Annotated in this window: 19 protein-coding genes and 1 pseudogene; 7 read left to right on the top strand and 13 right to left on the bottom strand. The window is 48.4% G+C overall.

Annotation, left to right across the window (positions count from 1 at the left end; translation table 11 throughout):
• Nucleotides 1-92: 92 nt before the first annotated feature.
• The 4 genes from CWM47_RS04610 to CWM47_RS04595 all read right to left on the bottom strand — a co-directional run bounded on the left by CWM47_RS04610 (nucleotide 93) and on the right by CWM47_RS04595 (nucleotide 3,800).
• Nucleotides 93-2,432, bottom strand: coding sequence for a TonB-dependent receptor (locus CWM47_RS04610; protein WP_100986646.1), 2,340 nt, complete (start codon nucleotides 2,430-2,432; stop codon nucleotides 93-95).
• 131 nt (nucleotides 2,433-2,563) lie between these two features.
• Nucleotides 2,564-2,941 (bottom strand): hypothetical protein, encoded by a 378-nt coding sequence (locus tag CWM47_RS04605; protein WP_100986643.1) that lies wholly within the window; start codon nucleotides 2,939-2,941, stop codon nucleotides 2,564-2,566.
• 135 nt (nucleotides 2,942-3,076) lie between these two features.
• On the bottom strand, nucleotides 3,077-3,295 hold the full coding sequence (locus CWM47_RS40175; protein WP_100986641.1) for a cysteine-rich CWC family protein: 219 nt from the start codon (nucleotides 3,293-3,295) through the stop codon (nucleotides 3,077-3,079).
• Nucleotides 3,276-3,800, bottom strand: a complete 525-nt coding sequence (locus tag CWM47_RS04595; protein WP_100993732.1) for a PAS domain-containing protein — start codon at nucleotides 3,798-3,800, stop codon at nucleotides 3,276-3,278. The genes CWM47_RS40175 and CWM47_RS04595 overlap by 20 nt, the downstream gene beginning before the upstream one ends.
• 254 nt (nucleotides 3,801-4,054) lie before the next feature.
• On the opposite strand from CWM47_RS04595, the gene CWM47_RS04590 reads away from it, so the two are divergent.
• Complete coding sequence (locus CWM47_RS04590) at nucleotides 4,055-4,984, top strand: cation diffusion facilitator family transporter (RefSeq protein ID WP_100986639.1); 930 nt, start codon at nucleotides 4,055-4,057, stop codon at nucleotides 4,982-4,984.
• A gap of 66 nt (nucleotides 4,985-5,050) precedes the next feature.
• Here CWM47_RS04590 and CWM47_RS04585 read toward each other — a convergent pair whose 3' ends face one another.
• Both CWM47_RS04585 and CWM47_RS04580 read right to left on the bottom strand, forming a co-directional pair.
• The gene (locus tag CWM47_RS04585) at nucleotides 5,051-5,368 is read right to left on the bottom strand and encodes an antibiotic biosynthesis monooxygenase family protein (RefSeq protein ID WP_100993731.1); all 318 of its coding nucleotides are present in this window, start codon (nucleotides 5,366-5,368) and stop codon (nucleotides 5,051-5,053) included.
• A 91-nt stretch (nucleotides 5,369-5,459) separates the two neighbouring features.
• A complete protein-coding gene (locus tag CWM47_RS04580; RefSeq protein WP_100986637.1) occupies nucleotides 5,460-5,915 on the bottom strand; it encodes a hypothetical protein in 456 nt (151 codons plus the stop codon).
• Between the two features lie 33 nt (nucleotides 5,916-5,948).
• Between CWM47_RS04580 and CWM47_RS04575 the strand changes: the two genes are divergently transcribed.
• The 4 genes from CWM47_RS04575 to CWM47_RS04560 all read left to right on the top strand — a co-directional run bounded on the left by CWM47_RS04575 (nucleotide 5,949) and on the right by CWM47_RS04560 (nucleotide 10,436).
• Entirely contained in the window at nucleotides 5,949-7,799 is a 1,851-nt protein-coding gene (locus tag CWM47_RS04575; RefSeq protein ID WP_394341981.1) for a family 43 glycosylhydrolase, read from the top strand.
• A 325-nt stretch (nucleotides 7,800-8,124) separates the two neighbouring features.
• Complete coding sequence (gene tnpA / locus CWM47_RS04570) at nucleotides 8,125-8,571, top strand: IS200/IS605 family transposase (protein ID WP_100986633.1); 447 nt, start codon at nucleotides 8,125-8,127, stop codon at nucleotides 8,569-8,571.
• Nucleotides 8,572-8,650: 79 nt separating this feature from the next.
• Nucleotides 8,651-9,160 (top strand): GNAT family N-acetyltransferase, encoded by a 510-nt coding sequence (locus tag CWM47_RS04565; RefSeq protein WP_100986631.1) that lies wholly within the window; start codon nucleotides 8,651-8,653, stop codon nucleotides 9,158-9,160.
• A gap of 55 nt (nucleotides 9,161-9,215) precedes the next feature.
• A complete protein-coding gene (locus CWM47_RS04560) occupies nucleotides 9,216-10,436 on the top strand; it encodes an MFS transporter (RefSeq protein WP_100986629.1) in 1,221 nt (406 codons plus the stop codon).
• Between the two features lie 107 nt (nucleotides 10,437-10,543).
• Here CWM47_RS04560 and CWM47_RS04555 read toward each other — a convergent pair.
• The 6 genes and pseudogenes from CWM47_RS04555 to CWM47_RS04530 all read right to left on the bottom strand — a co-directional run.
• Nucleotides 10,544-10,975, bottom strand: a pseudogene (locus tag CWM47_RS04555) (transposase); the annotation flags it as partial.
• Between the two features lie 451 nt (nucleotides 10,976-11,426).
• The gene (locus tag CWM47_RS04550) at nucleotides 11,427-11,939 is read right to left on the bottom strand and encodes an IS630 family transposase (protein ID WP_100986627.1); all 513 of its coding nucleotides are present in this window, start codon (nucleotides 11,937-11,939) and stop codon (nucleotides 11,427-11,429) included.
• 52 nt (nucleotides 11,940-11,991) lie between these two features.
• Entirely contained in the window at nucleotides 11,992-12,399 is a 408-nt protein-coding gene (locus tag CWM47_RS04545; RefSeq protein ID WP_100986625.1) for a helix-turn-helix domain-containing protein, read from the bottom strand.
• Between the two features lie 79 nt (nucleotides 12,400-12,478).
• The gene (locus CWM47_RS04540; RefSeq protein WP_100986623.1) at nucleotides 12,479-14,746 is read right to left on the bottom strand and encodes a tetratricopeptide repeat-containing sensor histidine kinase; all 2,268 of its coding nucleotides are present in this window, start codon (nucleotides 14,744-14,746) and stop codon (nucleotides 12,479-12,481) included.
• A gap of 71 nt (nucleotides 14,747-14,817) precedes the next feature.
• On the bottom strand, nucleotides 14,818-17,352 hold the full coding sequence (locus CWM47_RS04535; RefSeq protein WP_100986621.1) for a tetratricopeptide repeat-containing sensor histidine kinase: 2,535 nt from the start codon (nucleotides 17,350-17,352) through the stop codon (nucleotides 14,818-14,820).
• An 89-nt stretch (nucleotides 17,353-17,441) separates the two neighbouring features.
• A complete protein-coding gene (locus tag CWM47_RS04530) occupies nucleotides 17,442-19,832 on the bottom strand; it encodes a tetratricopeptide repeat-containing sensor histidine kinase (protein WP_100986619.1) in 2,391 nt (796 codons plus the stop codon).
• Between the two features lie 374 nt (nucleotides 19,833-20,206).
• On the opposite strand from CWM47_RS04530, the gene CWM47_RS04525 reads away from it, so the two are divergent.
• Together CWM47_RS04525 and CWM47_RS04520 are read left to right on the top strand one after the other, a co-directional pair.
• Nucleotides 20,207-20,680, top strand: a complete 474-nt coding sequence (locus CWM47_RS04525) for a nuclear transport factor 2-like protein (protein WP_100986617.1) — start codon at nucleotides 20,207-20,209, stop codon at nucleotides 20,678-20,680.
• A 58-nt stretch (nucleotides 20,681-20,738) separates the two neighbouring features.
• Complete coding sequence (locus CWM47_RS04520) at nucleotides 20,739-21,317, top strand: DsbA family protein (protein ID WP_100986615.1); 579 nt, start codon at nucleotides 20,739-20,741, stop codon at nucleotides 21,315-21,317.
• Between the two features lie 49 nt (nucleotides 21,318-21,366).
• Here CWM47_RS04520 and CWM47_RS04515 read toward each other — a convergent pair whose 3' ends face one another.
• The gene (locus tag CWM47_RS04515; RefSeq protein ID WP_240625707.1) at nucleotides 21,367-23,433 is read right to left on the bottom strand and encodes a sigma 54-interacting transcriptional regulator; all 2,067 of its coding nucleotides are present in this window, start codon (nucleotides 23,431-23,433) and stop codon (nucleotides 21,367-21,369) included.
• Between the last annotated feature and the right edge of the window lie 530 nt (nucleotides 23,434-23,963).

The following is a 23,963-nucleotide window of genomic DNA, read 5'->3' as shown; positions in this document are numbered from 1 at the left end:
AGAGAAACGGAGGTATCACAGAGTTCAGCGAGCGATTTTCGATAATTCTGTGAACTCCGTGATACCTCCGTTTCTCTGTGTTATAAAGAAATTCATTTTCCCGAAAAACTATATTGAACCCCAAACACAAACGTTCTTGGCGCTGCGGGCGTGTAGGTCGTGCGGTCGGTGGCGTTGTTACCGCGGGTGGCATTGGTGGCAAAGAGGACGTTCGTTGCGTTCAGTATGTTCGAGAATAACTCGATGCCTTTCCACTGATAACCCACCCGAACATTAGCGAAATCGTAGCCGCCGTACTTGATCGTATTGGTCTGATTTTGATACCATGCCCCTACGTGTTGCCATTCCACCGAACTGCGAAAGTTCTTTAGCCAGACAGGGTAATAACTGATTTCGGTATTCCAGAAGGTGCGCGGAGCCGACGGCATGTCTTTTCCATTCACGTTCTGCACCACATCGGAGACTTTCTGACTGAGCGTAAACTCGACAAACTGATGCACGGCGTGCGTACCGCCAAAGCGGAAGAATACCTGTTTTGAAGGTCGGTAGGTAAGACTGAACTCTACTCCCCGGTGCAGTGTCTGCCCCGCCGATTGATAGTCCGTTGAGTTATCGGGCTGGCGGATGTTGAGCAGTTCGTTGGTGCCATTCATCTGGTAGAGGGCCGCATCAACGTAAATTTTGTTGTTCAGCAACGACGCCCAGCCGCCAATTTCCATATTTGTGAATCGGGCGGGTTGAAGGTTGTAATAGAACAGATCACCAGTCACCGTTGGGTTGGTACGTTTGAGGAAAATAGCTGTGAGTGCCGGGGGCGAAAATCCTTTGGCGTAGTTGAGGTATATACCCTTGCCGTTGCTCAGATCATAAGTCGCACCGATTTTTGGCGTCGCCTGACTGTACGCTTTATCACCCGAACTCTTGTCCAGCGCATTGGTATAGTCGAAGGCCATTCGGTCGTAGCGAACGCCCGCCGATACGCGAAGTTTGGGCAACGGGTCAAAATCGTACTGCACATAGGTCGCTACGTTATGAATATCAGCCTGGTAGTTCGCCAATTGAATATCAGGCCGTTCTTTCACCTGTGTGTACTTGATCACCGACTTTTTATCAGCCCGTAATTCCGTCGTTAAGTCGGTCTGGTAGGCATAATAGCTGTTTGGCGATAGGTCGAGTGTGGTTCCTACGATGAGCTTACTATTCAGGAAATTCAGTTTTTGCGTGTGCTGGGCAATGACTCCATAACTCTTGAAATCGTTGCTATTGATTTGCCCGGTGGCCGTTGCGGCACCCGATACCCACCGAATCGAATAGGCCGGATTCTGTCCAACACTATTATTGCGAACAAAGGCCGTAACAAATGACGCCGATCCATCTTTCCAGTCGTGTTCCAACGTCAGGCGGCTGCGAAACGAGAAGGTTTTTCGATAGGTAAAGTCGGTTGTGCTGGCATACTGTCGCGAGAAAAAAGCGGTACTATCGACGCTGCCGCTGGTTTGCGAAGTATAATCATTGTAGGATAGGGTACCCGTCAGACGGGTTTTGGGCGTAAAGGCATATTCGAGCCGGGTAAAGTACGACGACTTGTCGTAGTTGGAACTGGCCATCCACGAGTTACGCTGTTTCGACACAAAGCCCCCCAGATAAATACCAAATTTTCCCTGCCGTGCTCCGGCACCAAATTGAAGTCTCTTATAGCCCCATTGGTCAAACTGGATACCCACGCGGGCGGTTGGCACGGCAGTAGGCCGCTGGGTAATGAAGTTGACGGCGCCCCCGACTGCCTCCGGCCCGTAAATGGACGAAACCGGTCCCTTGACAACCTCAATGGAGCTGACCGTAAACTGATTCATTTCCAATAACGCATTGTGATTGAATACCCCCATTGGCCGAATGGGAACGCCATCTTCCATGTACAGGAAGTACGCGTTGGTGGTCATCGGTTGCCGAATGGCCATCATATGCTGCTCATTATTGAGGTTCACCATCAATACGCCCGGCGTTTTGTTGATCACCTCGAAAATGCTCGTCGGCTTGGTTTCGTTGATCAGTTTGGCCGATAACTTCGAGATAGCGATAGGCGTTTCGGTACGAAGAGCCGCTTCCCGGTTGCCCGTTACCACCACCGTTTGAAGGTCTTCTACGGCCGGTTCGAGCGCAACACGAACAGATTGATTCGGTATTAATGTAACCTCCTGTTTGCGGTAACCCACCGCAGAGATGATGACTTTTGTGCTGTTGGCGGTTAGCACAAATTGCCCATTTGCGTCGGTAATCGTTCCTTTGCCATCAGGAAAAACCAGCGTTACGCCGGGTATTGGTTCTTTGGTTTGGGCATCAAATACAAGCCCTTTAGTAGCAGACTGCGCCAATGCAACACAGGCAGTCATAGTCCATAACCCTAAGGCTATGAACAATTTATACATGTTCATGATACTCGTTTAAGTCGAAAGAGAGAATGAGGCCAGATTAAAATCTGGTGCATAAGAAATAACGGCTCCAGCGCTGGACTGAAATCCGGCGTCAGAAAAGGCATTATTCAACCGCAAAAAAGCGACTCGACTTAAACCTGGGGAGGATGAAATGGGCCCGACATGGGAGCCACGTAAGAAGGAAAAGTATAAGCAGAAAACTCAACAGACGCTAGTACAGTCAGAACTGAGCGAAACTGAAACGGCAAATTGGCCTGGCAGAACAACTGGAGTAAGGGGGTATTTTGCACCCGTTCAGTCGTTTCTTTATCCTGTCGATCCTGCTGCGCTTTCAATTGCTTTGCCAGATAACATTTACCGTCGCAGTGGAGTTGGGGCTTATCGCGATTTTCGCAGAGGACGCGGGCGATGTAGTCTTTATTGACGTGATAATACGCAATGGTTCCCCACGGGCTGACGGTTGGCAGCAACGTTGCAATGAGGAGTATATAAACCAGTGCGCCTTTCATTTCTGGCGCAAAGGTAAATCAGGATGAATTCGATCTGTCCCTATGCGGTCAGAAAAATTCATGATAAAAAAAACAGCTTTGCCGCCTGTTCTCGTCAGTGAAACGTGCCCGTAAGGCAATTCTTTTTCCAGTAATCTACGATCCTGTTTTTTGGGTATACTCCGACTGTAAATCAAACAGGCAGTTGGCGCAAAGACAACCCTGATACAAAAAATTTATGTACCGATGCTGAGCATCAGTTAGCACCAGTGTGCTACATTGGCACACGCTTATCGTGCCCGCCCGGCAGGTAAAAGGCCGCTGACAACGTGGGCAATCGACATTCTGATGTTTATTAACTAAGGCTGGATTCATCAAATGGGACCTCCTGCTCAAAAGCAATATAGTTGACCACCTCTTTCTGCCGATTACTAATGGGACGAATCGTAACCTGACACCAATAAGGCGTTTGGTCTTTTCTAAAATTCAGCATCAACTCACTCACAGACTTTTGCTGCTCAATGGCCTGTCTGATGCGCAGACGACTCAATTTCGATGTCTCTTCGCTCTGCAAAAAACTGGGTCGGCGTCCGATGGCTTCATAATTAGAATAGCCCGTCATTTTCTCGAAATGAGGATTTACATACTGGATGATTTGATGCTGATCTGTAATCACAATTGTCCATTTGTCGCTCAGTAGTTCATGACGAACGCTGGCCGTTAATGCCCAATCCTGCAATTTTGCCAAAGATCGCCATCCGGCACTACCCGCTAGCAAAAGTGGTTTTTGCCTGAACTCCCACCCGGCTGCTATAGGGGTATGCAGGACTGGCTGATACTGCTCCGCTAGTTTTTTGTCGTAAGGTCCACAGAAGTTCATGTTACGAAAGTACGGCCTTCCATCGGTATTAATACCAGAAGTTACCATTTTAAAGAATTTATAATTAATAACTAATTTGTATGCCAATCGGCTAATCAGCACTCTTATTTTTTTAATCTCCTTTCATTTTCGATCTCAGGAAACTACTCAATCCATCGTCTACCCTGTTTTTGACTACCTGTTGCATTCCTCGCTGATCTACCTTTACAACGACGAAATGAACTGCATACGGTTCACGCTACTTAACTAATTAGATGGCACACGAACACAACCATGAAGAACACGCCGGGCATCACCATGGTCCTACTGTACTGACCTCCGTAAATCGGGCGTTAATTATTGGGGCCATTCTGAACACAGTGTATGTCATTGTCGAGTTCGGCATGGGCTTTTATTATCATTCGCTGGCGCTTGCTGCCGATGCAGGTCATAACCTCAGCGATGTCGCGAGTTTGTTATTGTCGCTACTTGCGTTTCGGTTGGCACGCGTGCGTCAAACACCTGGCTTTACCTACGGGTACCGGAAAAGTACGGTGCTGGCGTCCCTGACGAACGCCGTTATTTTGCTAATTACGATAGGCGCCATTTTGTGGGAAAGCATCAGTCGTTTCCGGCATCCCGAACCCGTAGCGGGTGGTGCGGTAGCCTGGGTGGCGGGCCTGGGCATACTGGTCAATGCCGCGTCGGCTATGCTATTTTTCAGAAACAAAGAGCACGACCTGAACGCAAAAGGGGCTTACCTCCATTTAGTCGTCGATGCACTGGTATCGCTGGGCGTGGTGGTGGCGGGGGTCCTGATTACTTATACCGGCTGGACCTGGCTCGACCCACTCATTGGCATACTGGTTGCCATTATTATCATGGGCTCGACCTGGCGTTTGTTAACCGATAGTTTGCGGCTGTCGATGGATGGCATTCCGGCAGATATTGACCTCCCCGATGTGCTGGCCGACTTACGGGCGGTTGCGGGTGTACAAGACGTTCATCATGTGCATGTATGGGCCATGAGCACAACAGAAAACGCCCTGACAGCGCACCTTGTGCTGGCACCGAACCTATCGGTGGCTGCGGTAAATAAACTCAAAGCCGATGCCCGACACCGGCTGGAGCATCGAAAAATCAGCCACGCAACTCTCGAAACCGAGATTGGCGCAGGTGACGATTGCGGATCAGAGGTTTGTTAATTGCTTAGCCCGACTGGTATCTACTCTCACCGCCAATCAGTCAGATCTCAGCTACGAATAAACACATTACAACTCAAACCCGTAATCTCGTTCTACTTTGCAGACACGAATTTTGTAGCTTTCATACCATCGTTCGCGCCCTATCTGCTGGGCAATTAAGTGTTCGGCTTTTTCTTTCCACACACGAATCGACTCTGGACTTTCCCAGTAAGATACGGTAATACCTAGCTCGGTTCGGGCTGATTCGACACCCAGGAATCCCGGTTGTAGATGGGCCATCTCAACCATCCGCGTAGCCATATCACTATAGCCATCATTATAATCTGTACGAATGGACGTAAAGATTACAGCGTAGTAAGGAGGTGTCGGGGTTGTAGCAATCATACAGTCAAGGTACATAATTTGTGGAATGTACTGTCTGTATTCAGGCTTTTTTTTCGATCTCCTGAACGTTACTAACTTACTAAAAAGTAGCTTATTTACGCTTTAGCCATGTATAGGCTCCTGCCGTTACCAGCCCGCCAAGCAGATACCAGCCGATCGTCATAGCTGCGGTGGCGGTTGTCCGGCTACTGGGTGCCGTACCCAGCCCCATTGGGCCGGGCAAGCCAACAGCTCCCACGCCTGCCGCAAGCCCTAAAGCCGCCCCGGTTACCAGTGCATCTTTAGGTTTCGCCAGGCCGATCAAACTATAGTAGAGCGCATTTGATACAATATCTCCGCCTAGCGCCCAATCGTGCAGTTCGTCGTCGGCGGGGGGCTCCTCATCGGCAACTTCCATCACTTTTTTGATGGCCCGCATTCCCAGAATATCGGCGCGGGGAGCGTCTGAAATGAATTGGCGGGCGGTTTCGTGAAGCGCCGTCAACGCACAGGCACCGGCCAGGCCACTGCCCAGCGATTGCAGGATAGTCTTGTTTATATTGGTCATAGGTGCTTAACTTGTGAGCCTGTCCAAATGTTAATGATCCTACCTAAACCTGACAATTCCGTGCGATTTCTGATCCTGCTCTTTCTAACAATCTGTTCGCTTGAGAACATTGCTCAAGTCCAGAAAAAGACCTATTGCAACCCGATGGACATCAGCTATCGGTACAATTTTGAGCAACTGAACGAGAAAATCTCGTACCGCTCCGGGGCCGATCCGGTTATTATCAACCACAAAAAGGAGTATTATCTATTCGTAACCATTCAGGGCGGCTGGTGGCACTCAAAAGACCTGATCAACTGGAATTATATCGTGCCCGACAAGTGGCCGATGGAGGATATGTGCGCCCCGGCGGCTCTGTCGGTTCGCGATACAATGTATTTGTTCCAGTCTACCTTTGAGCAACGGCCTATTTTTTACTCGACCGAACCCGAAAAAGGTAAACTGAAATTTCTTAACCGCTGGATGCCGCGTTTGCCCAAAGACATTGGCCCCTGGGACCCCGCCCTGTTTCATGACGACGATACCGATAAATGGTATATGTACTGGGGTTCATCGAATGTGTACCCATTGTTTGGCGCCGAACTGGACAAGAAACGCAACCTCACCTATGCGGGTAATAATCCAGCCGAAGCCTACAAAGCCATGCTTTGGCTCGACCCTTACAAACATGGTTGGGAGCGTTTCGGCCCAAACCACTCCGACCCGTTCAAGCCCTTTACCGAAGGGGCCTGGATGACCAAATATAAAGGCAAATATTACCTTCAATATGGCGCTCCCGGCACGGAGTACAACGTGTATGGCAATGGCACCTATGTGAGTAAAGACCCACTCGGGCCGTTTGAGTATGCGCCTTATAACCCGGTAGCCTATAAACCCGGCGGCTTTGCCACGGGCTGCGGCCACGGCAACACGTTTCAGGATAACTTCGGCAACTACTGGAACACCGGCACAACCTGGATTGGGTATAACTGGGGAATGGAACGCCGGATTGTGATGAATCCGGCGGGTTTCGACAAAGACGACCAGCTATTTGCCAATACTCGTTTCGGCGATTTTCCGCATTATTTAGCCACAAAAGCTGTTCCCAGTCAGAATGGCATGGAAACCGATGAGCTGTTTACGGGCTGGATGCTCCTCTCCTACCGTAAGCCTGCCGTAGCCTCGTCGACCTTAAAAGCCTCACCCACTGATACACTGTCGGCAGACAGAACGACGGACGAAGACCCGCGTACGTTTTGGGTGGCTAATCAGAACAAACCCGGCGAAACGCTAACCCTCGATCTGGGGGCCGAACGCGATGTACGGGCCGTGCAGGTTGATTATATCGACTATAAACAAACCGTCTACGACTCCGACTCAACGGTGTATACGCAGTTCAAAATTCTGACCTCAACCGATAACAAAAAATGGACGGTTGCCGCCGATCTCACAAAAGAACCCAAACGCGACCGCGCCTGTGCGTATGTTGAGCTTGATCCCCGTGGAGACGGAAAACCCGTTAGGGCACGCTATGTGCGCTATGAACATGTCTATGTAGCTGGGTCGCATCTGGCAATCAACGCATTTCGGGTGTTCGGCAATGGTCAGGGGAAAGTACCCGCTACACCAGCGACCCTGACCGCCAAACGGCAAAAAGATCAGCGTAACGCCGACCTGTCCTGGAGCAAAGTACCGGGTGCGGTAGGCTACAACATCCGCTGGGGCATCGCTCCCGACAAACTCTATCAGAATTATCAGTTCTGGAACGACCAGCCCAACACCTTCGAACTGCGTGCCCTAAACGTTGGTGTCCCCTATTACTTCGCCATCGAAGCATTTGACGAAAATGGCGTATCGGTATTAAGCAAAGTGGTTGATGACGGGTCAGGGTTAGGGAAAAAGTAGCGTAGATAGACTACATGTATCAGCGTATGCTGCATGACATAGGATACACCACATGACCCAATACCCCAGGACATCCACATGACCCAGGACACCACATGACCCAGGACACCACATGACCCAGGACACCACATGACCCAATACCCCAGGATACACCTGGGGTTAACCACAGTCAACACCTTCGGTGTTGCTACGCGGACAACACCGAAGGTGTTGACTGTGGTTAACCCTGTACGCAGTGCAGGGTACGCAGTGCAGGGTACGCAGTGCAGGGTACGCACATATAAATACATACACCCACATACCCACCGACGCCAACACTAACCCTATGAGTTATCGACAAATACTCTACCACATCGTTTTCGGAACAAAACGAAGAAATCCCACTATTGATGATGCGTACTGTTCAGAACTGTACCAATACATTTGGGGGGTCATTAAAAATAAGAATTGCAAATTGTTCAGAATAAATGGCGTGGAAGATCATATTCACATTCTCAGTGACCTACACCCATCAGTTGCATTGGCCGATTTTGTTAAGGACATTAAAGTTGCCAGTTCGCTATGGATGAAATCCAGCGGATTATTCCCTGAGTTCGAGGGATGGGCAGAGGGATATGGTGCCTTTACTTATTCGGTCAAAGAACGTGACCGGGTTATCAACTACATTAAAAAACAAAAAGAACACCATCAAAAAGTCACGTTCAACGACGAATACAAAAGCCTGTTGGACGAACACGAAATCACGTACGACGAAAAATACCTATTCATCTAAAACTCCGAAGGAGTTGACTATGGTTAACCGTATGCGCAGCATACGGACAGACGTAGTACATAGACCCTAATCAGTACCTATGCAATTTACTTTTCGAAACGATCAACCCGATACGGCCCTTACATTACTTCGCGAAGTGGGCCAGTGGCTCGTTGACAACGACCGCGGTCTCTGGAACGTGGACACCCTCACGCCTGAAAACCTGATTGATGAATATACCAAAGACAATCTCTTCGTGATGTATGCCGACCGTGGCGATGGCACCGACCCGGAACCGGCAGCAGTTTTCATTCTCCAATGGGAAGATCCACTTTACTGGCCTGATGTGGAGGCTAATACCTCAGGCTTCATTCACAAATTAGCCATTCGGCGGCTATTCAGCGGGCAAAATCTATTCGCGGCCATTATCGACTTCAGTCGGGAAGAGTGCCTGAAACGGGGCATTAAAACGCTGCAACTCGAAACAGATGCCACTCGCCCTAAACTTATGCAGTTTTATGAACGATACGGCTTCCAACCGACTTATCAACGAGACATGCAGGAATTCGGACAGTCGTTTACCTGCCAGTTTTATGTAATGACATTTTAACGACTAAAGGTGGACGAGGTGGTTCGAAGCACCATCCATCTGACTTACTTCATTCATGCCAACCCATAGGCCAGCCCGCGATTATCGGTTATACCAGATTTATGCCATCATTTTTATTGATGTCATAGTCGGCTCAGCGGTGGGGCCAATTTTACCGGAATTCGTAAAAGGATTGGATCGGCCGCAACTCTGGCTTGCCGTTGGTACAGCCCTGTTTCTGGGCATGCAACTATTCTCGGCTCCGTTGCTGGGCAAACTTTCCGACGGGTACGGCCGCCGACCTATCTTTATCATTTCGGCTATTGGTACGTTCCTGGCCGATTGCCTGTTGCTCCCAGTACGCGTTGGCTATTACTTCGCCAACCGGATAAGCGACGGCACCACAAACGGCATGTACGCCACGGTCAGGTCGGCGATTACAGATATTTCACCCAAAGAAAATCTGTTCAAAAACCTTGGTATCGAAGGCGCCATCGTTTCGCTCGGCTTTGTCATTGGCCCTGCAGCATCGGGTTTATTACTAACAACCTTCGACGTTGTGCAGGGCGATCAGGCAAGGGTGGTAGCCATCATGGCCGTTTCGTTATCCAGCCTGAACATGATTTTGAGTTGGACACTGCGCGAAACGCATCCAAATCCACCCGGTGTCGAACCGGCAGCGTTGAAAATGGAACTGGCACAGTCGCTTGACGTGCATACCCTATGGAGACGCCTGTTAGCCAAAGACAACCAGTATAAGGGGTTGAAAAAGCTGGTATTAATGCAACTGGCGTTGACACTTGGCCTTGGCTATTATTTCTACTTTGTCACCTTCGTCAGTTTCGGAGCGTTGCAACTGGATGCCAGAGGCATTTCGTATTTTTTCATGTATTTCGGGGCACTAAGTGTCGTTATCAGCTACGTGTTCTATGCATATATCGCCGACCGTATCAACCAGCGTCGGGGCATTTTCTGGCTTGCCCTTCTGGGTGTACCGATACTCGGTGGCTACGGGCTGGTGGGCACATCCATGCTATGGCTCTATATTCTGGTTACGATTGACTGCCTGACATTTTCACTCATCCAGGGATTGATTGAAGGACTGATGGCCCAACTCACAACCGACGAAGACCGGGGCGAGATCTTCGGGATTAATCAGGCCCTGCAAGGGGTAGCCAGTTTCATCACGACCGTAGTATTCGGGTGTTTATCGCTCCTCGACCTACGCCTGCCATTCGGATGGTTTGCGGCTTGTTTGGCTGTGGTGGCCTGGCTGGCCTGGGAACGGCAGCCATGATTTCTGGCGCGAGTATTTACCGCACGGGCGGCATAATTACGGGCACTGCTATACAGGTAATCTTCCGGCTCGTCGACAAATCCGGCTTCAACCGGATTGTTATGTATATAGTCCAATTTCTGCTGAAGCACGCTGTCGGTGAACAACTCAGTAGGATGAAAGCCATGTTGCCACAACTGATGTGCATTATTGGCTGGATTCAATTGACCAGCCCGCTTAAAAATCCAACACATCCAATTCCGGCGACTTTCTTCACTATCCTGCTCGATCATTGGAAACAGATGAGTCGAGGTTTGTCGTTTCATATCGCGCATAATGTATTCAATTGGATTTTTATTTGTTCCAACAATCATGTGCACGTGATTAGTCATCAGGCAATAGGCATAAAGCTCCAGACCTTTCTCGGCGACACAATAGCGCATACTATCTAATATAAGGTCTTTATAGTGCCGTCGGGTGAATACATCGACCCATTGCACTACAGTGAAGGTCACGAAATAAACTTTTGACTGATCTCTGACTTTGTACTTCCGACTCATTGATTCTAGATCACTTTACATATTACTTTAATACGAAAGACTACCCGAATAGTAACGTCTGGCGCGAGTATTTACCGCACGGGCGGCCCCGTCGTGCCTGTTCATAAAGTCAGTATTCACTGACGCAAGCGAATGATTGCTTTATGAACAGGTACGACGGGGCCGCCCTTTAGGTTTGTGGCGTGGTAAGATTCTAAGATTTGGTAGCTTGCCAACAAGTGAACAGGGTGGGCTACCCTAGGGGGCCGCAGAGTTCCAGCTCTATGCGCGGATTCAGGACCCACCCTGTTTTACTTGCTTAAAGGCTCGAATGGAAATTCGGGGATACTGCCCCATTAGCAAGGGTTTGAGCATTGAAGCAAGGACTTGTTGAACACGGCACCGGCCGGCCTAAATTACTATCTCTTATGGACATTTGCTATTTCATCGGTGTTGACGTTTCGAAAGCCACCTAGCTAGCTAGCTTTAAGGTTGACCAGCTTTTATAATGCGTTTTGTTAAGCCACTTATATTTGCAGAAGCGCCACAGAATTTCAATGGGATTCAGATGAGGACTGTAGGTAGGTAAATAAAAAATGGATAGACCTTGGCTTTCCCAAGTATCAAATTCGGTTTTAACCACTTTTGCATGATGAATAGGGCCATTATCCAGTACAATTACGTAAGGTTTAGGGTGTACTTTTCGAGCAAAATCATCCAAACAATTCTTAATAAAGGCACCGTCCAAATTGGCTTCACTGTGATAAACCGTTAACTGACCCGATAAACTCATGAGCCCAAAGACATTTAACCGATTGTTCTGCCGCCGAGCAAATCGGCGTTGAGTTAGCCCTTTTTTTTGCCAGGCATAGGGCACATAGGGCTGCATCGTAAAACCGGACTCATCCCCAAAATAAAGTTCTATGTAGCCTAGTAGCCAGAGTGTTAGAAGTAATTTCCAGCGTTCGTATTTATCGGCATACATTACTTTGTTCTGGCCTTGATGCGTACACCGCCGGATGCGTCGCCAGGAGTAATTATTTTTTTAAAAAGCGTTTGACCGTATCTGAACTCATGGGGGTATTCAATTCTTTGACTAATTCGGCCTGAATGGCTTTCACATTTTGCGCATGCGTATCAACTGCCTTGTCTAAGTGCCCGATATGACGAGGATTAGTAACACTCAAAATCGGGTTACGCCCTTGGCCTAGTTTTCGATTTAGGCCAACAATGCCTGCTGTTTCCCAGGTGTTTATCCATGTTCCGACCGTATTATGATTGACATCTAGATGAGTGGCAATTTGTTTGATGGTCACACCAGTTTGGTTCAACAAAAGAGCTCGACATTTTTCTCTAAATTCAGGTTTAGGATGATATTTTGCCCCTTCCCGTAAAGTTATTTGTTCTGATTCGTTTAGATCGATATGCTTTTCTTTGCGGCTCATGAACCTAAGGTAGTTAATCTAAGATAAATTTGCTCAATTACTTACATCCTGAATTGGCTGGAAAGTACGACCGTTTAGGTTATGAGTTGATGAACGTCTCGTGGTCTACTTGTTCCGTCATAAACAGCAAACTTATCTGTACACCGTCGTTCTGATCAATTTGAAGCGTGCCCTTCAACTGTTTACTCAATCCCCGAATTAAGCTCATACCCAGCGTTTGACTTTGGTCGGGGTTAACATCGACAGGTAAGCCAATGCCATTATCCCTGATCGTAAGCCGGTAGGTTTTGCGATCAGGTTTTGTTAGTTCAACGGCGATAAAACCGGCCTGTTCTGACGGGAAAGCGTGTTTTAGTGAGTTGGTCACCGCTTCGTTTATGAGTAGACCCAATGGAACGGCCAGCGTTATGTCTAACCCAACAGGTGACACGGCAATCTGCTTAAGGATGGTATCCTGACGGTCAAAGCTCGTAATCAGGTAGTCAACAATTTCTTCGATATACTCCGATAGATCAACGTTGGCCAGTCGGTCGGACTGATACAGCTTCTGATGAATTAGCGCCATAGCGTGAACCCGGTTCTGACTTTCCCGGATGGCTGACTGTGCCGTCGGGTCGGTCAAAAAGACACTTTGAGAATGGAGCAAACTGCTGATAATCTGGAGATTGTTTTTTACCCGATGGTGGATTTCTTTCAGCATCCACTCTTTCTCCTCCAGAAGCTGATCTTTTTCGGTGAGTATTTGGCGGAGGGAATCGTTTTTCAGGTTGATTTCCTGCTGCTGAGCCTCTAGGAGTTGATGACTACGTTGTTTTAGCCGGTACCGATTGTAGCTCATGCCAAGCAGACCCGCCAACAGAATAGCCCCGGCAATGAAGCCATAGCGGGTGGTTTGTGCCCGTTTCAATTCACTTTGCTGGCGCTGTTCTTTTTCAGTCAATAACTGTATTTGCTGCTCCTTTTTTTCTGTTTCATACTGAATTTCCAGCTCGTTAATCTGCCTGCTTTTACCCGCATTAAAAATGGAGTCATTTAACGCCTTATATTGTTGAAACTGCGCAATAGCGACTACATACCGACCTGCAGCAGAATCTACTTTGAACTGCATCAAATGCACTTCCATGAGAATATTGGCAGGCACTTGACCCTGCGGAGCCGACAATAATTTCTGAAGGTAAGGGCTGGCTTTGGCGTACTGACTTGTGGCTACATAAAATCGCCCAATGCCCATATTGGCAACCAGGGCTACCCAGGACGCGGTTTTTTTGCTCCAGGCAATGCTTTCTAAATAATAGGCTTCGGCCCGTTTGTATTGCTTTAAGGCGGCATAGCACTCCCCAAAACTTTCGGCCATTGTCATTTTGTCATCAATGATAAGTGGCAGATTTTTTCGGTCAATAGTTGTTAAAAAATGCAATGCTTCCTGTGCTCTACCCTGTTTGAGTAATGCTCTGGATAACTTTTTAGCCAGAGCTACATCGACAATTACCTGGCCTTTTTGCTTGCTGATAGCTAGTGACTTCCTGTATGCTTCGACACTTTTATCGATCTGGCCTAACTCAAAATACACGTTTCCCAGCCTGAAGTACGCATAATCCAGTTCACCGGTATTCCCACTGGTTTCTACGGCTTTAATCATCTTTAGCGCATACGACAATGCACTATTGAAATCGCCCCGATAGAACCCGATGTTTGACAGGGAAAAGTACGTTTTGTAAATGCGTTTATCGCCGATGGCTTTTTGGATCGTCAGGACACGCAGGTACTCTTTTTCGGCCTCGTTAAATTCACCCATTATACTATGCATATCGCCCATAGCCGACCGTATGGTGGCTTCCTGTTGTCGATCGCCGAGTTGGTTTGCCAGGGCCAGCGCGTGACCAAACGCGCTTAAAATTTCAGCGTAGTTTTCCCCTATTCTAAGAATTCCAGTTCCCATCCTGAACCAGGCTCTACTTTCCTGTGCTTTATTACCCGCCTGCTGGTAGGCTTTAATGACTCGAGTGAAGTACGCTTTCCCTTTTGCCAGCTTGTTGTTTCGGAGGTAATAGGTGCCCAGCTGATACAGACTTTCGTCTTTCCATTTTTGCTGCCCAAGCTGATTACTTAGGGTCAACGCCTGCTGAAAAAGCAGGACGGTGCTATCCTGATTCGTTTTCGTTTGGGTGGCCAGATCAAGTTTAAACGTACCTAGTTCCAACAATAGTTTTACCCGAGTGGTATCGTTCAGACTACCTTTTAGTTGATTACGGACACTGTCGAGTTGTGGAGCAGACAACTGAGCCTGGACCTGTAACGTAAACAGGCACCAGACACTCAGACTAATTAACTGCATCCTGTTGATCATGAGCAAATCAGGGTCTTTAGAGCGGTAGGGGGTGAGTCAATGATTGAAAACTGACGAATGCGAAGAAATGGCTAGTCCCGGCCGACCATTTCTTTGACTATTTTCTCTTCCGTAAACGTCAGGCTTATTTGTACACCGTCGTCATGATTGATTTGCAAACGGCCACCCAGTTGCTTACTCAATCCCCAAATCAGGCTCATCCCTAACGTCTGACTATGGTTTGGATTTATATCGGCGGGCAGACCAATCCCGTTATCACTGACCGTAAGCTGGTAGGTCTGGCTGTCCAGTTTTATCAAGTCAACCCCGATAATGCCCGACTGGTTGAATGGAAAGGCATGTTTCAGGGAGTTAGTCACAATCTCGTTGATAATCAGCCCCAGGGGAACGGCTAACGTCACATCCAGATCAATGGGAGCCAGTGAAATCTGCTTCCGAACGGTATCTTCCCGGTCGAACGACTGGATCAGGTAATCGACGATTTCCGTCACATAACCTGCCATGGGAATAGCTGTCAGTTGGTCGGATTGATACAATTTCTGATGAATCAACGCCATCGCGTGAACCCGGTTCTGGCTTTCCCGAATGGCCGACTGAGCGGCCTGGTCGGTCAAAAATACGCCCTGCGAATGGAGCAGGCTGGTGATGATCTGGAGGTTATTTTTTACCCGGTGGTGGATTTCCTTGAGCATCCATTCTTTCTCCGTCAGCAGTTGTTGCTGTGCAGACAAGAGGGTTTCCAGCGCCTGGTTTTTTTGATTGATTTCGCGTTGTTTCGTTTCGAGAAGTTGATTGCTTTTCTGCTTGAGCCGGTATCGATTATAACTCAACCCCAGCAGGCAAAGTAACAGAATGGAGCAGATCAGGATCGTATTGCGGATCGTTCGGGCTTGCTTTAATTCAGTGGCCTGAAGGTTGCTTTCTTTCCTGAGCAGGCTAATGTTATGTTTATTTTCTTTCGTCTCATATTGTATTTCCAACTGGGCGATCTGTTTCGCCTTGGTTTCGTTGAAAAGCGAATCGTTCAATGTTTTATGAAGTCGGAAATGATGAATGGCGGATAAATATTTCCCCTGAGCTGAATCGACTTTAAAGAGCATGTAATGGATGTCTTTCACCGTCGACAATGCGTGTTTCTGGGGAATGAAGGCCAGAGATTTTTCCAGGAAGAGACCGGCCTTTCTACTATCCTGCTGCTCCAAATAAAACTGACCGACTTCTGCCTGAACTTTCTGCGACATCTCCGTATTCTGGTGCGATTTTTCGTACCAGTCAATCGCTTCCAAGTAGTAGCGTTCGGCCAGTTCGGGCTGATGCAGGGCTTTGTAGCTATTGGCCAGACTTTGTGCGATGCAGCCTTTTTGAACTTTGTTGATTGGCGGAATTTCCCGGACAAGCGTATTCAACAAGTTTATGGCTTCCGGTGCTTTATAGTGGGCTGTCATATCCCGGGCAATAATGCTGGCTACATTGTACATGGGCAGATCGGCGTGTTTTTCCTGCCGCCATTTCTGGAGTGCTTTTTTGTACCAGCTAATGGCCTGCTGCTGCTTTCCCAACTCCCAGTATATCTGGGCGACATCACCATAAAACGTGGCAGCGAGGAGGGTGTCCTGAGTCCGGTTCATGCTCTCCAGGCACAAAAACGAATAGCCCAGGGCTTTCCCATAATTTCCTTTCAATCGGTTGATATACGAAAGCCAGCTATAGGTGTAATGGAGCTTTGGATATTGAATGGCCTTGTATCGATTCAACACATTGATGAACTCATTATTCCCTACATCCAGCTTTCCCTGATTGGTGTGAAACGCGGCTATTTCGCGAAGGATATAAATTTCGGCCTCGTAGTTCCCCAGCGAGTGATACAGGGAAGCCGCCTGTGCATAGCAAGCCAGTACCACCGGAAAATTCTTTGTCGTAAACACAGAACAAGCCCCAAATCTGGAAAGCGCGTCGGCTTGTCCATTTCTGTCGTTTGTTCGTTTACAGTCGTTGATGAGTTCGGTAAAAAGTAAATTTCCCACCGTTGTATCCCTTAACTCCATGTGAGCAACCACCAGCATCGTCTCGGCTGCGTGGCGTTTCGAAGTCAAATGAAGTTTGGTACTTAGTGCCTTCGCCTGATTCAGATACCCTTTGGCGCTGTCCAAATCAGGTTTGACTTCACCATACTTGAGCACATGAAATTTCCCTAAGGCAATCAGGGCATTGATGCGGCTGGTGTCGTTCGGATTACTCGCCAACTGCGTCAAATATTGATTCACCATTTGTCTGTTTATGTTCTGTCCCCAGCTCGACAGACCGGTCAATACAAGGCCAGCCAACAGCCCGAAGCACGGCACAAGGCGCTTGAGAAAGTCACCATAAGTATTGCGATAATTCACCCCACCCCAACCCCTCCCCTTGAAATAAGGGGAGGGGCTAAAAAAGTGATAAGCCTGAGCCCCTCCCCTTATTTCAAGGGGAGGGGTTGGGGTGGGGTAGAATCCCACAAAACAATTGCATAGATACTTAAAAAGAAGCCAATGCATAGCCCTGTCAGACAAGACAACCTCAGGTAGGCCTTTTGACGATTGCCGGTTATCAGACTTCGCGATTAGCTTCATGGACAAATGACTATATGGGATAGCCCTTTTCGTATTCCTTATGCAATTTCAATCATATTTATCAGAATACGATCAGCTTAACGTACTGATTATAGTGCGTTTATCGACTCTTTGCCAACAACCTCATCCGAGAACTCAAGTCGAACCTCAACCCCTTTATCGTCACTCGAACCTATTTGCAGGCTTCCTCCGATCTGCTTGCTCAACCCATGCATCAGACTCATGCCCAGAGTCTGGCTCATCTGCGGGTTGAAGTCGGCAGGAAAACCCCGGCCATTATCGCTTACAACCAATAGGTAGTGATTTTCCTGCGCTGTCAGTTCTACACAGATGAGACCCGGATTACCCGCTATGAAGGCATATTTGAGGGAGTTGGTTACTGCTTCGTTCAAAATCAATCCCAGCGGAACCGCCAGTGTAACGTCCAGTTCGAGCGGTATTACGTTGATCTTTTTACGAATGGTGCCTTCCCGGTCGAAGGACTTAATCAGATAGTCGATAATCTCGGCCACGTAACCAGTCATCGGGATAGCCGCCAGCCGATCCGACTGGTAGAGCTTCTGGTGAATCAGGGCCATCGCATGGACCCGGTTCTGACTTTCGCGGATGGCCGACTGAGCGGCTTCGTCTTTAAGAAACACGCCCTGCGAATGGAGCAGGCTGGTGATGATCTGGAGGTTATTTTTTACCCGGTGATGAATCTCCTTGAGCATCCATTCTTTCTCCGTCAGCAGTTGCTGCTGTTCAGACAGGAGGGTTTCCAGTGTCTGGTTTTTCCGGTTTATCTCATGTTGTTTCGTTTCGAGAAGTTGATTGCTGCGTCGTTTGAGCCGGTACCGATTATAACTTAAGGCCAGCAAACACAACAAGAGGACCGAACCGCCCAGAATGCCATTACGGACAAGTCTGGCCTGTTTCAATTCCCCATCCTGAAGTGTTTTCTGTTTCTCCAGAAGCACTATATTTTGCCGGTTCTTTTGCGTCTCATACTGGACTTCCAACTGATCGAACTGATTGTTTTTTGTTTCGTTGAAGATGGAATCATTCAACGCTTTATGGATTCGAAAATGAGCAATCGCCGATTTGTAATCGCCTACTGCGGAGTCGATTTTAAACAGCATGAAGTGAATATCCTTTAACAGAGAAAGCGAGTTCTTTTTTGTCGAATCAACCAGTAGCGGCCTCACATAAAAATTGCCCTTTTTGAACTGATTGCGTTCCACATAAAATCGACCAACTTCCAACTGGGCCTTGCGCGACATTTCGAAATCGTGGTTGGCCTCTATGTACCACCGCATGGCTTCCAGGTAGTATTTTTCGGCTAGTTTATCATTCTTCAGCGCATCATAACTGTATGCGAAACTTTGCGCTACCGACCCCTTCTGTATGAAATTTATCGTTGGAATCTGAGTGACCAGATCGTTGATCAGTTTAAGCGCTTCCTGTGGTTTATGCTGTTCAATTAAATCCCGGACAATGATGTTAGCCGCACTATACATCCCGTAATTGGGCAACCCTTCCTGACGCCATTTGGCCAGCGTTTTTCGGTACCAATCGTTGCTCTGCCGGTACCTGCCCAACTCAAAATACATTTGAGCCAGATTGCCGTAAAAACTGGCTGCCGATACCGTATCGCCCGTCCGGTTCATGCTTTCGATGCATTGCAGGGAATAAAAAAGGCTTTTGTTAAAATCCCCTTTCAATCGGCTAATGGTCGACAGCCAGTTGTAGGTATAGTGAAGTTTCGGATAGCCAATAGCTTTGTAGCGTTTCAGGATCGTCAGGAACTCCTTCTGGGCCAAATCCAACTGCCCGAGACTCGTATGAAGCCCCGCAATTTCGTGCAGGATCAGTAACTCCTGTTTCTGGTTGTGAAGCGACCGGTAGATGGCGATGGCCTGGTTGTAATTGTCGAAGATCTCAGGGTACTTCTTGGTGGTAAAGGAAATGCAAAAGCCCAGACGAAAGCGGGCGTTGGCTTCGGAGGCCCGGTCGCCCGTTCGTCGGCAGTCGGCGATTAACTGATCAAACAGCGCATAGGCGGCCTTGCTGTTGGCCCCCTCCAGGTAGTTCGCCACTCGTACAGCATCAATTTCGTGCTGCCATGTCAGCAGGTGCAACGAATCGCTCAAATGTTTCGCCTGGTTCAAATAGGACAGGCTTCTTTCCAGATCTGCGGGAACATTGCCCGGTTTAAACAGCTGATACTTGCCCAGCTCGAACAGGATTCGTACCCGGCCGGTATCGGCCTGGCTTTTGGGCAGTTGAGCCAGCAGCTGGTTCGCCATCTGCCGGTTAATATTTTGTCCCTGAGCGGACAGATGGCTCGTTAATAAACTAAAAAGAAGGCAAACGTTTACCCATATAAACGGGCAAGACCAACGGAGGATTGATGACCGGATGAACTGGATTGATCGTCCCGAGCCAATCGGCTTTATTCGTGCCTGAACAAACGGGAAAAAGTATACTGACGCTGTCATGATTTAGTAAGCTACAATACGTTCGGAATGCCAGCGGTTGCCCTGGACCGCCGACGTCACTAAACGCTCAATGTCCTCCTTACAAAAATGGCTCCGGTTTTGGTTGCCTTCATTCAGGTCAAACGGCCCTGGTGAGCCGTACTCCAGAAACGGCAAACTCTAGAAAATTGGAGTTATAGGGTGGATGTATCCATTATTTTGGAGTTTTTTCTGCCTTGTAGTTCGTCTGTCAGCCAGACGTTTATAGAGAAAGTCGCGATTTAGACTTCATAATGGCCATTTTCTAATCCCAAAAGCCGATAGCTGTTTCGTGGCACAGGAGTTGACTTGCTTTGGGTAGAAATCGTTTTGTCATTCGCCCAAATCCAATCTTCATGAAACGCTTCATTATCTTCTTCCGCTGGCTTGTTGGCCCGTCTATGACGACCCTTATTGAGGAACTCCACGTTCGTTTGCTCAACGACTGGATTCTGACACAAGATCCTGCCTTTATTCATCCCCAATGTACCTGGAAACTGGCCGATGGGCATGTCTGCTCAGGCACTCATCTGGGACGCGATTTTTTCAGAAACTACCAGCGCCAGCTTGACCGCACCTATCCGGACTGGTACGAAGTTGTCAGTGAAGTCATTGGCTCGTCCATTGGTGGTATTATCATTGGCACCTACCAGTTTCAGCGCGAAACGAATGGGCTTTGGTATAGCGCACCCTTTACTCATTTCTACCGGATTCAGAGGGGGCAAATCGTAAGCGCGTACTACTACATGGGGGAGGTTAGTACGCACCTGGACCGGTTTCAGTCTACGACCTATTTTCCCACATACGCAGCCTTCCCTTCGCTCAACTGACGCATAGCCTTCTCCGTAACAACGACACTGGTTGACCAACTTTCTCTTTTTTGGGTTTATGAATTCGATAGCAACCAATTTCCCTGCTGACATGGGTGGTCCGGCACCAACCATCGAGTTAACCGAGTTTGGTGACTTCACCTGCGGCCAGTGTCGCCGGAGCCGGAGCTTACTCTCGTCGGTAGTAAGTGCATTCGATGGCCGGGTTCGGTATACCTACCGCCACTTTCCCAACGAACGGAGTGATGCATCCCGAATGGCAGCGCTAGCGGCAGAGGCCGCCCGTCGGCAAGAGCAATTCTGGCCCATGTATCAGGCGTTATTTACACTGCCAACCATTACCCGAACAACACTCTCTATGCTTGCCATTAGTCTGGGCTTACAGTATCATCAGTTTCTAACAGATCTGGATGATGAAGACCTGCATCATCGAATTGAAGCAGACCGACGCGATGGGCATCAGCTTGGCGTCATGACCACGCCAGCGCTGTTCGTTGACGGGCACCGATTTTATGGAAAGATGACGTTGTCCCGTCTGGCCCCACTCATCCAGTCTCACCTAAGTCGCCACGCTCAGCCTGTGCTCAGTAAAGTAGATGTTGCCAGGGGTATGATCTATTGGGGACGGGGTGAATAAAGGGTGAACGAACCCATAACAATTCAATACACTATTCATTAGAACTCCATCAGTACGAATCAGTCGAAGGGGTATTAGGGTCAATGGCGACGGTTTTGCGAATACCCAGTTTATCCATTCGGTACTCCAGTGTTGTTGGTTTAAGATTGAGTACTTCAGCCGCGCCATTGCTGCCTCGAATGCGGCCATTGGTGCGCTTGAGCACCGCCAGAATATATTCCCGTTCGGTTTGAAGCTGAATCTGCTTTATGTCATTCAGGTCTTTTGGCGGGGAAATGGTAGACTGTTCAGCGTCGCGAGTTGCGTTCTCCGGGGGTAGGGTGGGCCTGCTGGCCATAAACAGATTGCTGACTAAAGGCCGACCTAACTCGAGGGGTGTTTGCCCATCATTGAGAATTACCGCCTGTTCCATGACGTTTTCCAGTTCCCGAATGTTACCCGGCCAGGCGTAGTTGACCAGTTCGTCAAGTACCAAAGGGTTAATACCCCGAAACTGTTTTCCCATTTTTCGGGCTGATTTCTGAGCGAAGAAGTTAGCCAGTAACGGAATGTCCTCTGCCCGTTCGCGCAGGGCCGGTAACATAATGGGGAAGGTCGCGAGCCGGAAATAAAGATCCATCCGAAAGCGCCCTTCGGCCACTTCTTTTTCCAGACTACGGTTCGTAGCGGCAATAATACGCACATCGGTTTTTATAGGCGTTTTGCCACCGATTCGCTCGATTTCTTTTTCCTGTAACACCCGTAGTAGCTTGGCCTGCAACTCCAGTGGCAACTCCCCAATTTCATCCAGGAAAATGGTACCCTCCTGAGCCAGTTCAAACTTGCCAATCCGTTTCTCAAAAGCTCCCGTAAAAGCTCCTTTCTCGTGGCCGAACAACTCCGATTCGATGAGCGTAGCGGGCAGTGCAGCACAGTTTATTTTGACCAAGATCTTGCCACTTCGGGGAGATAGATTGTGAATAGCTCTGGCAATCAGCTCTTTGCCGGTACCACTTTCTCCCAGAATCAACACCGTTGTATCGGTATAGGCAACCTGATTTACCTGCTCAAATACCCGCAGTAAAGATTGGCTTCGGCCGATGATTTCTTCGAAATTGGCGGTTGTTTTCACCTCTTCCTGAAGATAATTTTTTTCGCGCTGGAGCTGTTCACTGAGCCGGGCCACCTCCTCAAAAGCCAATACGCGTTCAAGCATCAGAACAATCGGCTGTTCTAGCCGTTCCAATAGGGTAAGGTGCGATGAACGGTACACATCGGGTTTGCGACTCAGAAACAGGATCACAAACGAATCGTTGCTATTCATTCGTAGCGGCATAGCCAGCCCTGACTGGAGCCGAAATGATTTGGCGAGAACCTGCCCATAGCGATAAGTTTGACAAAAATCGTCGAAGGCCTCTTCATTATAGCGGCCAGGTTCACCAAAGCGCATTCCGGTTTGCATCGCCAGCAGTTGTTCCGCAGGAATGCCCGTCATTGGTTGCAGATCGCTCAGGGTGAGGGCTTTGTATTCGTCAAACCCGATCTGGTAGAAGTTATAACTGTGGTTAATACCTTTTTTCTGGTACTGAATCGTCAGAAAATCAAACGGTATGTAGGGTTGCAGTAGCCTGGCCGCATTCAGTAGTTTCTGCTCCCAGCTTTCCATTGCTGACAAGGCGTCGGTCAGGCTGATTTGCAGCGCTTTTTCCTCCCGTAGTCTCATCTCAACGCTGTGTGCGTGACGGTACCGGCTGATTTCCAGCGTTGTCAATATATCTTTTTCCCGAAACGGCTTCACAATGTAGCCGCTGGGCTGCGTCGCCTTGACCTGCTCCAGTACACTTTTGTTGTCATTGGCCGAGATATAGATGAACGGAATCCCTTTGTCCTCCAACTGTTTAGCCAGGTCAATTCCCGTTTCTTTTCCTTTCAAGTAAATATCGAGCAACACCATATCGGGCCTTTGACGGGCGATAAGTGTCAGGGCTTCGGCCACAGAATCGGCAACTCCCAGAACGGGATAACCGGCAACGCGCAAAATCAACCCCAGGTCATTGGCGATGATGTATTCATCTTCCACGATTAGTATCTGACACGTTGAGGTGGAGGAAAGAGGAGGCTTGAGGTATTGTTGCATAGTTTGTGGACATCCGGGAAGGGTTGAACTCGGACTGCCTTTATATCGACACTACAAGAATTGCGCCCGTAACAGGGTAATAAGTAAAGGTAATCCGTTAATCGCCGGGTAGTTGCTGGTTGTTATCTAACTAACTACTGACCGATTAGTATAGCCGGAAGTAGGGTTTTTTTTACGATAAATTTAATTTACCGCTGTCTCTGGTTCTTCACAAAACGTTCGCTCCAGCCTGATAAACCTACAGACAATCTGTGGAAAAATCCAGATTTACTGGAGTTCTCCAGATTGCTCTGCTACGGTCACCAATCATCTTCGAAGTAGCCCATTAGGACAACAGTTGATGGTGAGAAGCCTGTTGTCGACCAAGCCTGATTACGTTCACCTTTTGGCCTATGGTGAACCCCGGGAATAATGGAGAATTCTACTAAAAGTCTGAGTTATTTGGATGTATGTGCAGTTGACTAGCCTCTTTCGCTGGTTGTAAACAGCCGTTAATCGCCGAATAAAGCCTGTTTGTAAAATCCCTGATC

Origin of the sequence: Spirosoma pollinicola (assembly GCF_002831565.1) — a bacterium.
Classification (GTDB): Bacteria; Bacteroidota; Bacteroidia; order Cytophagales; family Spirosomataceae; genus Spirosoma; species Spirosoma pollinicola.
The sequence above is the reverse complement of the archived record's forward strand: the minus strand, read 5'-3'. Positions and strand labels throughout refer to the sequence as shown.

What these genes read in the sequence shown, in the direction of transcription:
- CWM47_RS04585 (WP_100993731.1), bottom strand. Translation starts at nt 5,368, where the DNA reads ATGATTGCTACAACCCCGACACCTCCTTACTACGCTGTAATCTTTACG.
- CWM47_RS04580 (WP_100986637.1), bottom strand. Translation starts at nt 5,915, where the DNA reads ATGACCAATATAAACAAGACTATCCTGCAATCGCTGGGCAGTGGCCTG.
- tnpA (WP_100986633.1), top strand. Translation starts at nt 8,125, where the DNA reads ATGAGTTATCGACAAATACTCTACCACATCGTTTTCGGAACAAAACGA.
- CWM47_RS04565 (WP_100986631.1), top strand. Translation starts at nt 8,651, where the DNA reads ATGCAATTTACTTTTCGAAACGATCAACCCGATACGGCCCTTACATTA.
- CWM47_RS04595 (WP_100993732.1), bottom strand. Translation starts at nt 3,800, where the DNA reads ATGAACTTCTGTGGACCTTACGACAAAAAACTAGCGGAGCAGTATCAG.
- CWM47_RS04515 (WP_240625707.1), bottom strand. Translation starts at nt 23,433, where the DNA reads ATGCAACAATACCTCAAGCCTCCTCTTTCCTCCACCTCAACGTGTCAG.
- CWM47_RS04590 (WP_100986639.1), top strand. Translation starts at nt 4,055, where the DNA reads ATGGCACACGAACACAACCATGAAGAACACGCCGGGCATCACCATGGT.
- CWM47_RS04545 (WP_100986625.1), bottom strand. Translation starts at nt 12,399, where the DNA reads ATGAGCCGCAAAGAAAAGCATATCGATCTAAACGAATCAGAACAAATA.
- CWM47_RS04560 (WP_100986629.1), top strand. Translation starts at nt 9,216, where the DNA reads ATGCCAACCCATAGGCCAGCCCGCGATTATCGGTTATACCAGATTTAT.
- CWM47_RS04610 (WP_100986646.1), bottom strand. Translation starts at nt 2,432, where the DNA reads ATGAACATGTATAAATTGTTCATAGCCTTAGGGTTATGGACTATGACT.
- CWM47_RS04540 (WP_100986623.1), bottom strand. Translation starts at nt 14,746, where the DNA reads ATGATCAACAGGATGCAGTTAATTAGTCTGAGTGTCTGGTGCCTGTTT.
- CWM47_RS04575 (WP_394341981.1), top strand. Translation starts at nt 5,949, where the DNA reads ATGATCCTACCTAAACCTGACAATTCCGTGCGATTTCTGATCCTGCTC.
- CWM47_RS04525 (WP_100986617.1), top strand. Translation starts at nt 20,207, where the DNA reads ATGAAACGCTTCATTATCTTCTTCCGCTGGCTTGTTGGCCCGTCTATG.
- CWM47_RS40175 (WP_100986641.1), bottom strand. Translation starts at nt 3,295, where the DNA reads ATGAATCCAGCCTTAGTTAATAAACATCAGAATGTCGATTGCCCACGT.
- CWM47_RS04550 (WP_100986627.1), bottom strand. Translation starts at nt 11,939, where the DNA reads ATGTATGCCGATAAATACGAACGCTGGAAATTACTTCTAACACTCTGG.
- CWM47_RS04530 (WP_100986619.1), bottom strand. Translation starts at nt 19,832, where the DNA reads ATGACAGCGTCAGTATACTTTTTCCCGTTTGTTCAGGCACGAATAAAG.
- CWM47_RS04605 (WP_100986643.1), bottom strand. Translation starts at nt 2,941, where the DNA reads ATGAAAGGCGCACTGGTTTATATACTCCTCATTGCAACGTTGCTGCCA.
- CWM47_RS04520 (WP_100986615.1), top strand. Translation starts at nt 20,739, where the DNA reads ATGAATTCGATAGCAACCAATTTCCCTGCTGACATGGGTGGTCCGGCA.
- CWM47_RS04535 (WP_100986621.1), bottom strand. Translation starts at nt 17,352, where the DNA reads ATGAAGCTAATCGCGAAGTCTGATAACCGGCAATCGTCAAAAGGCCTA.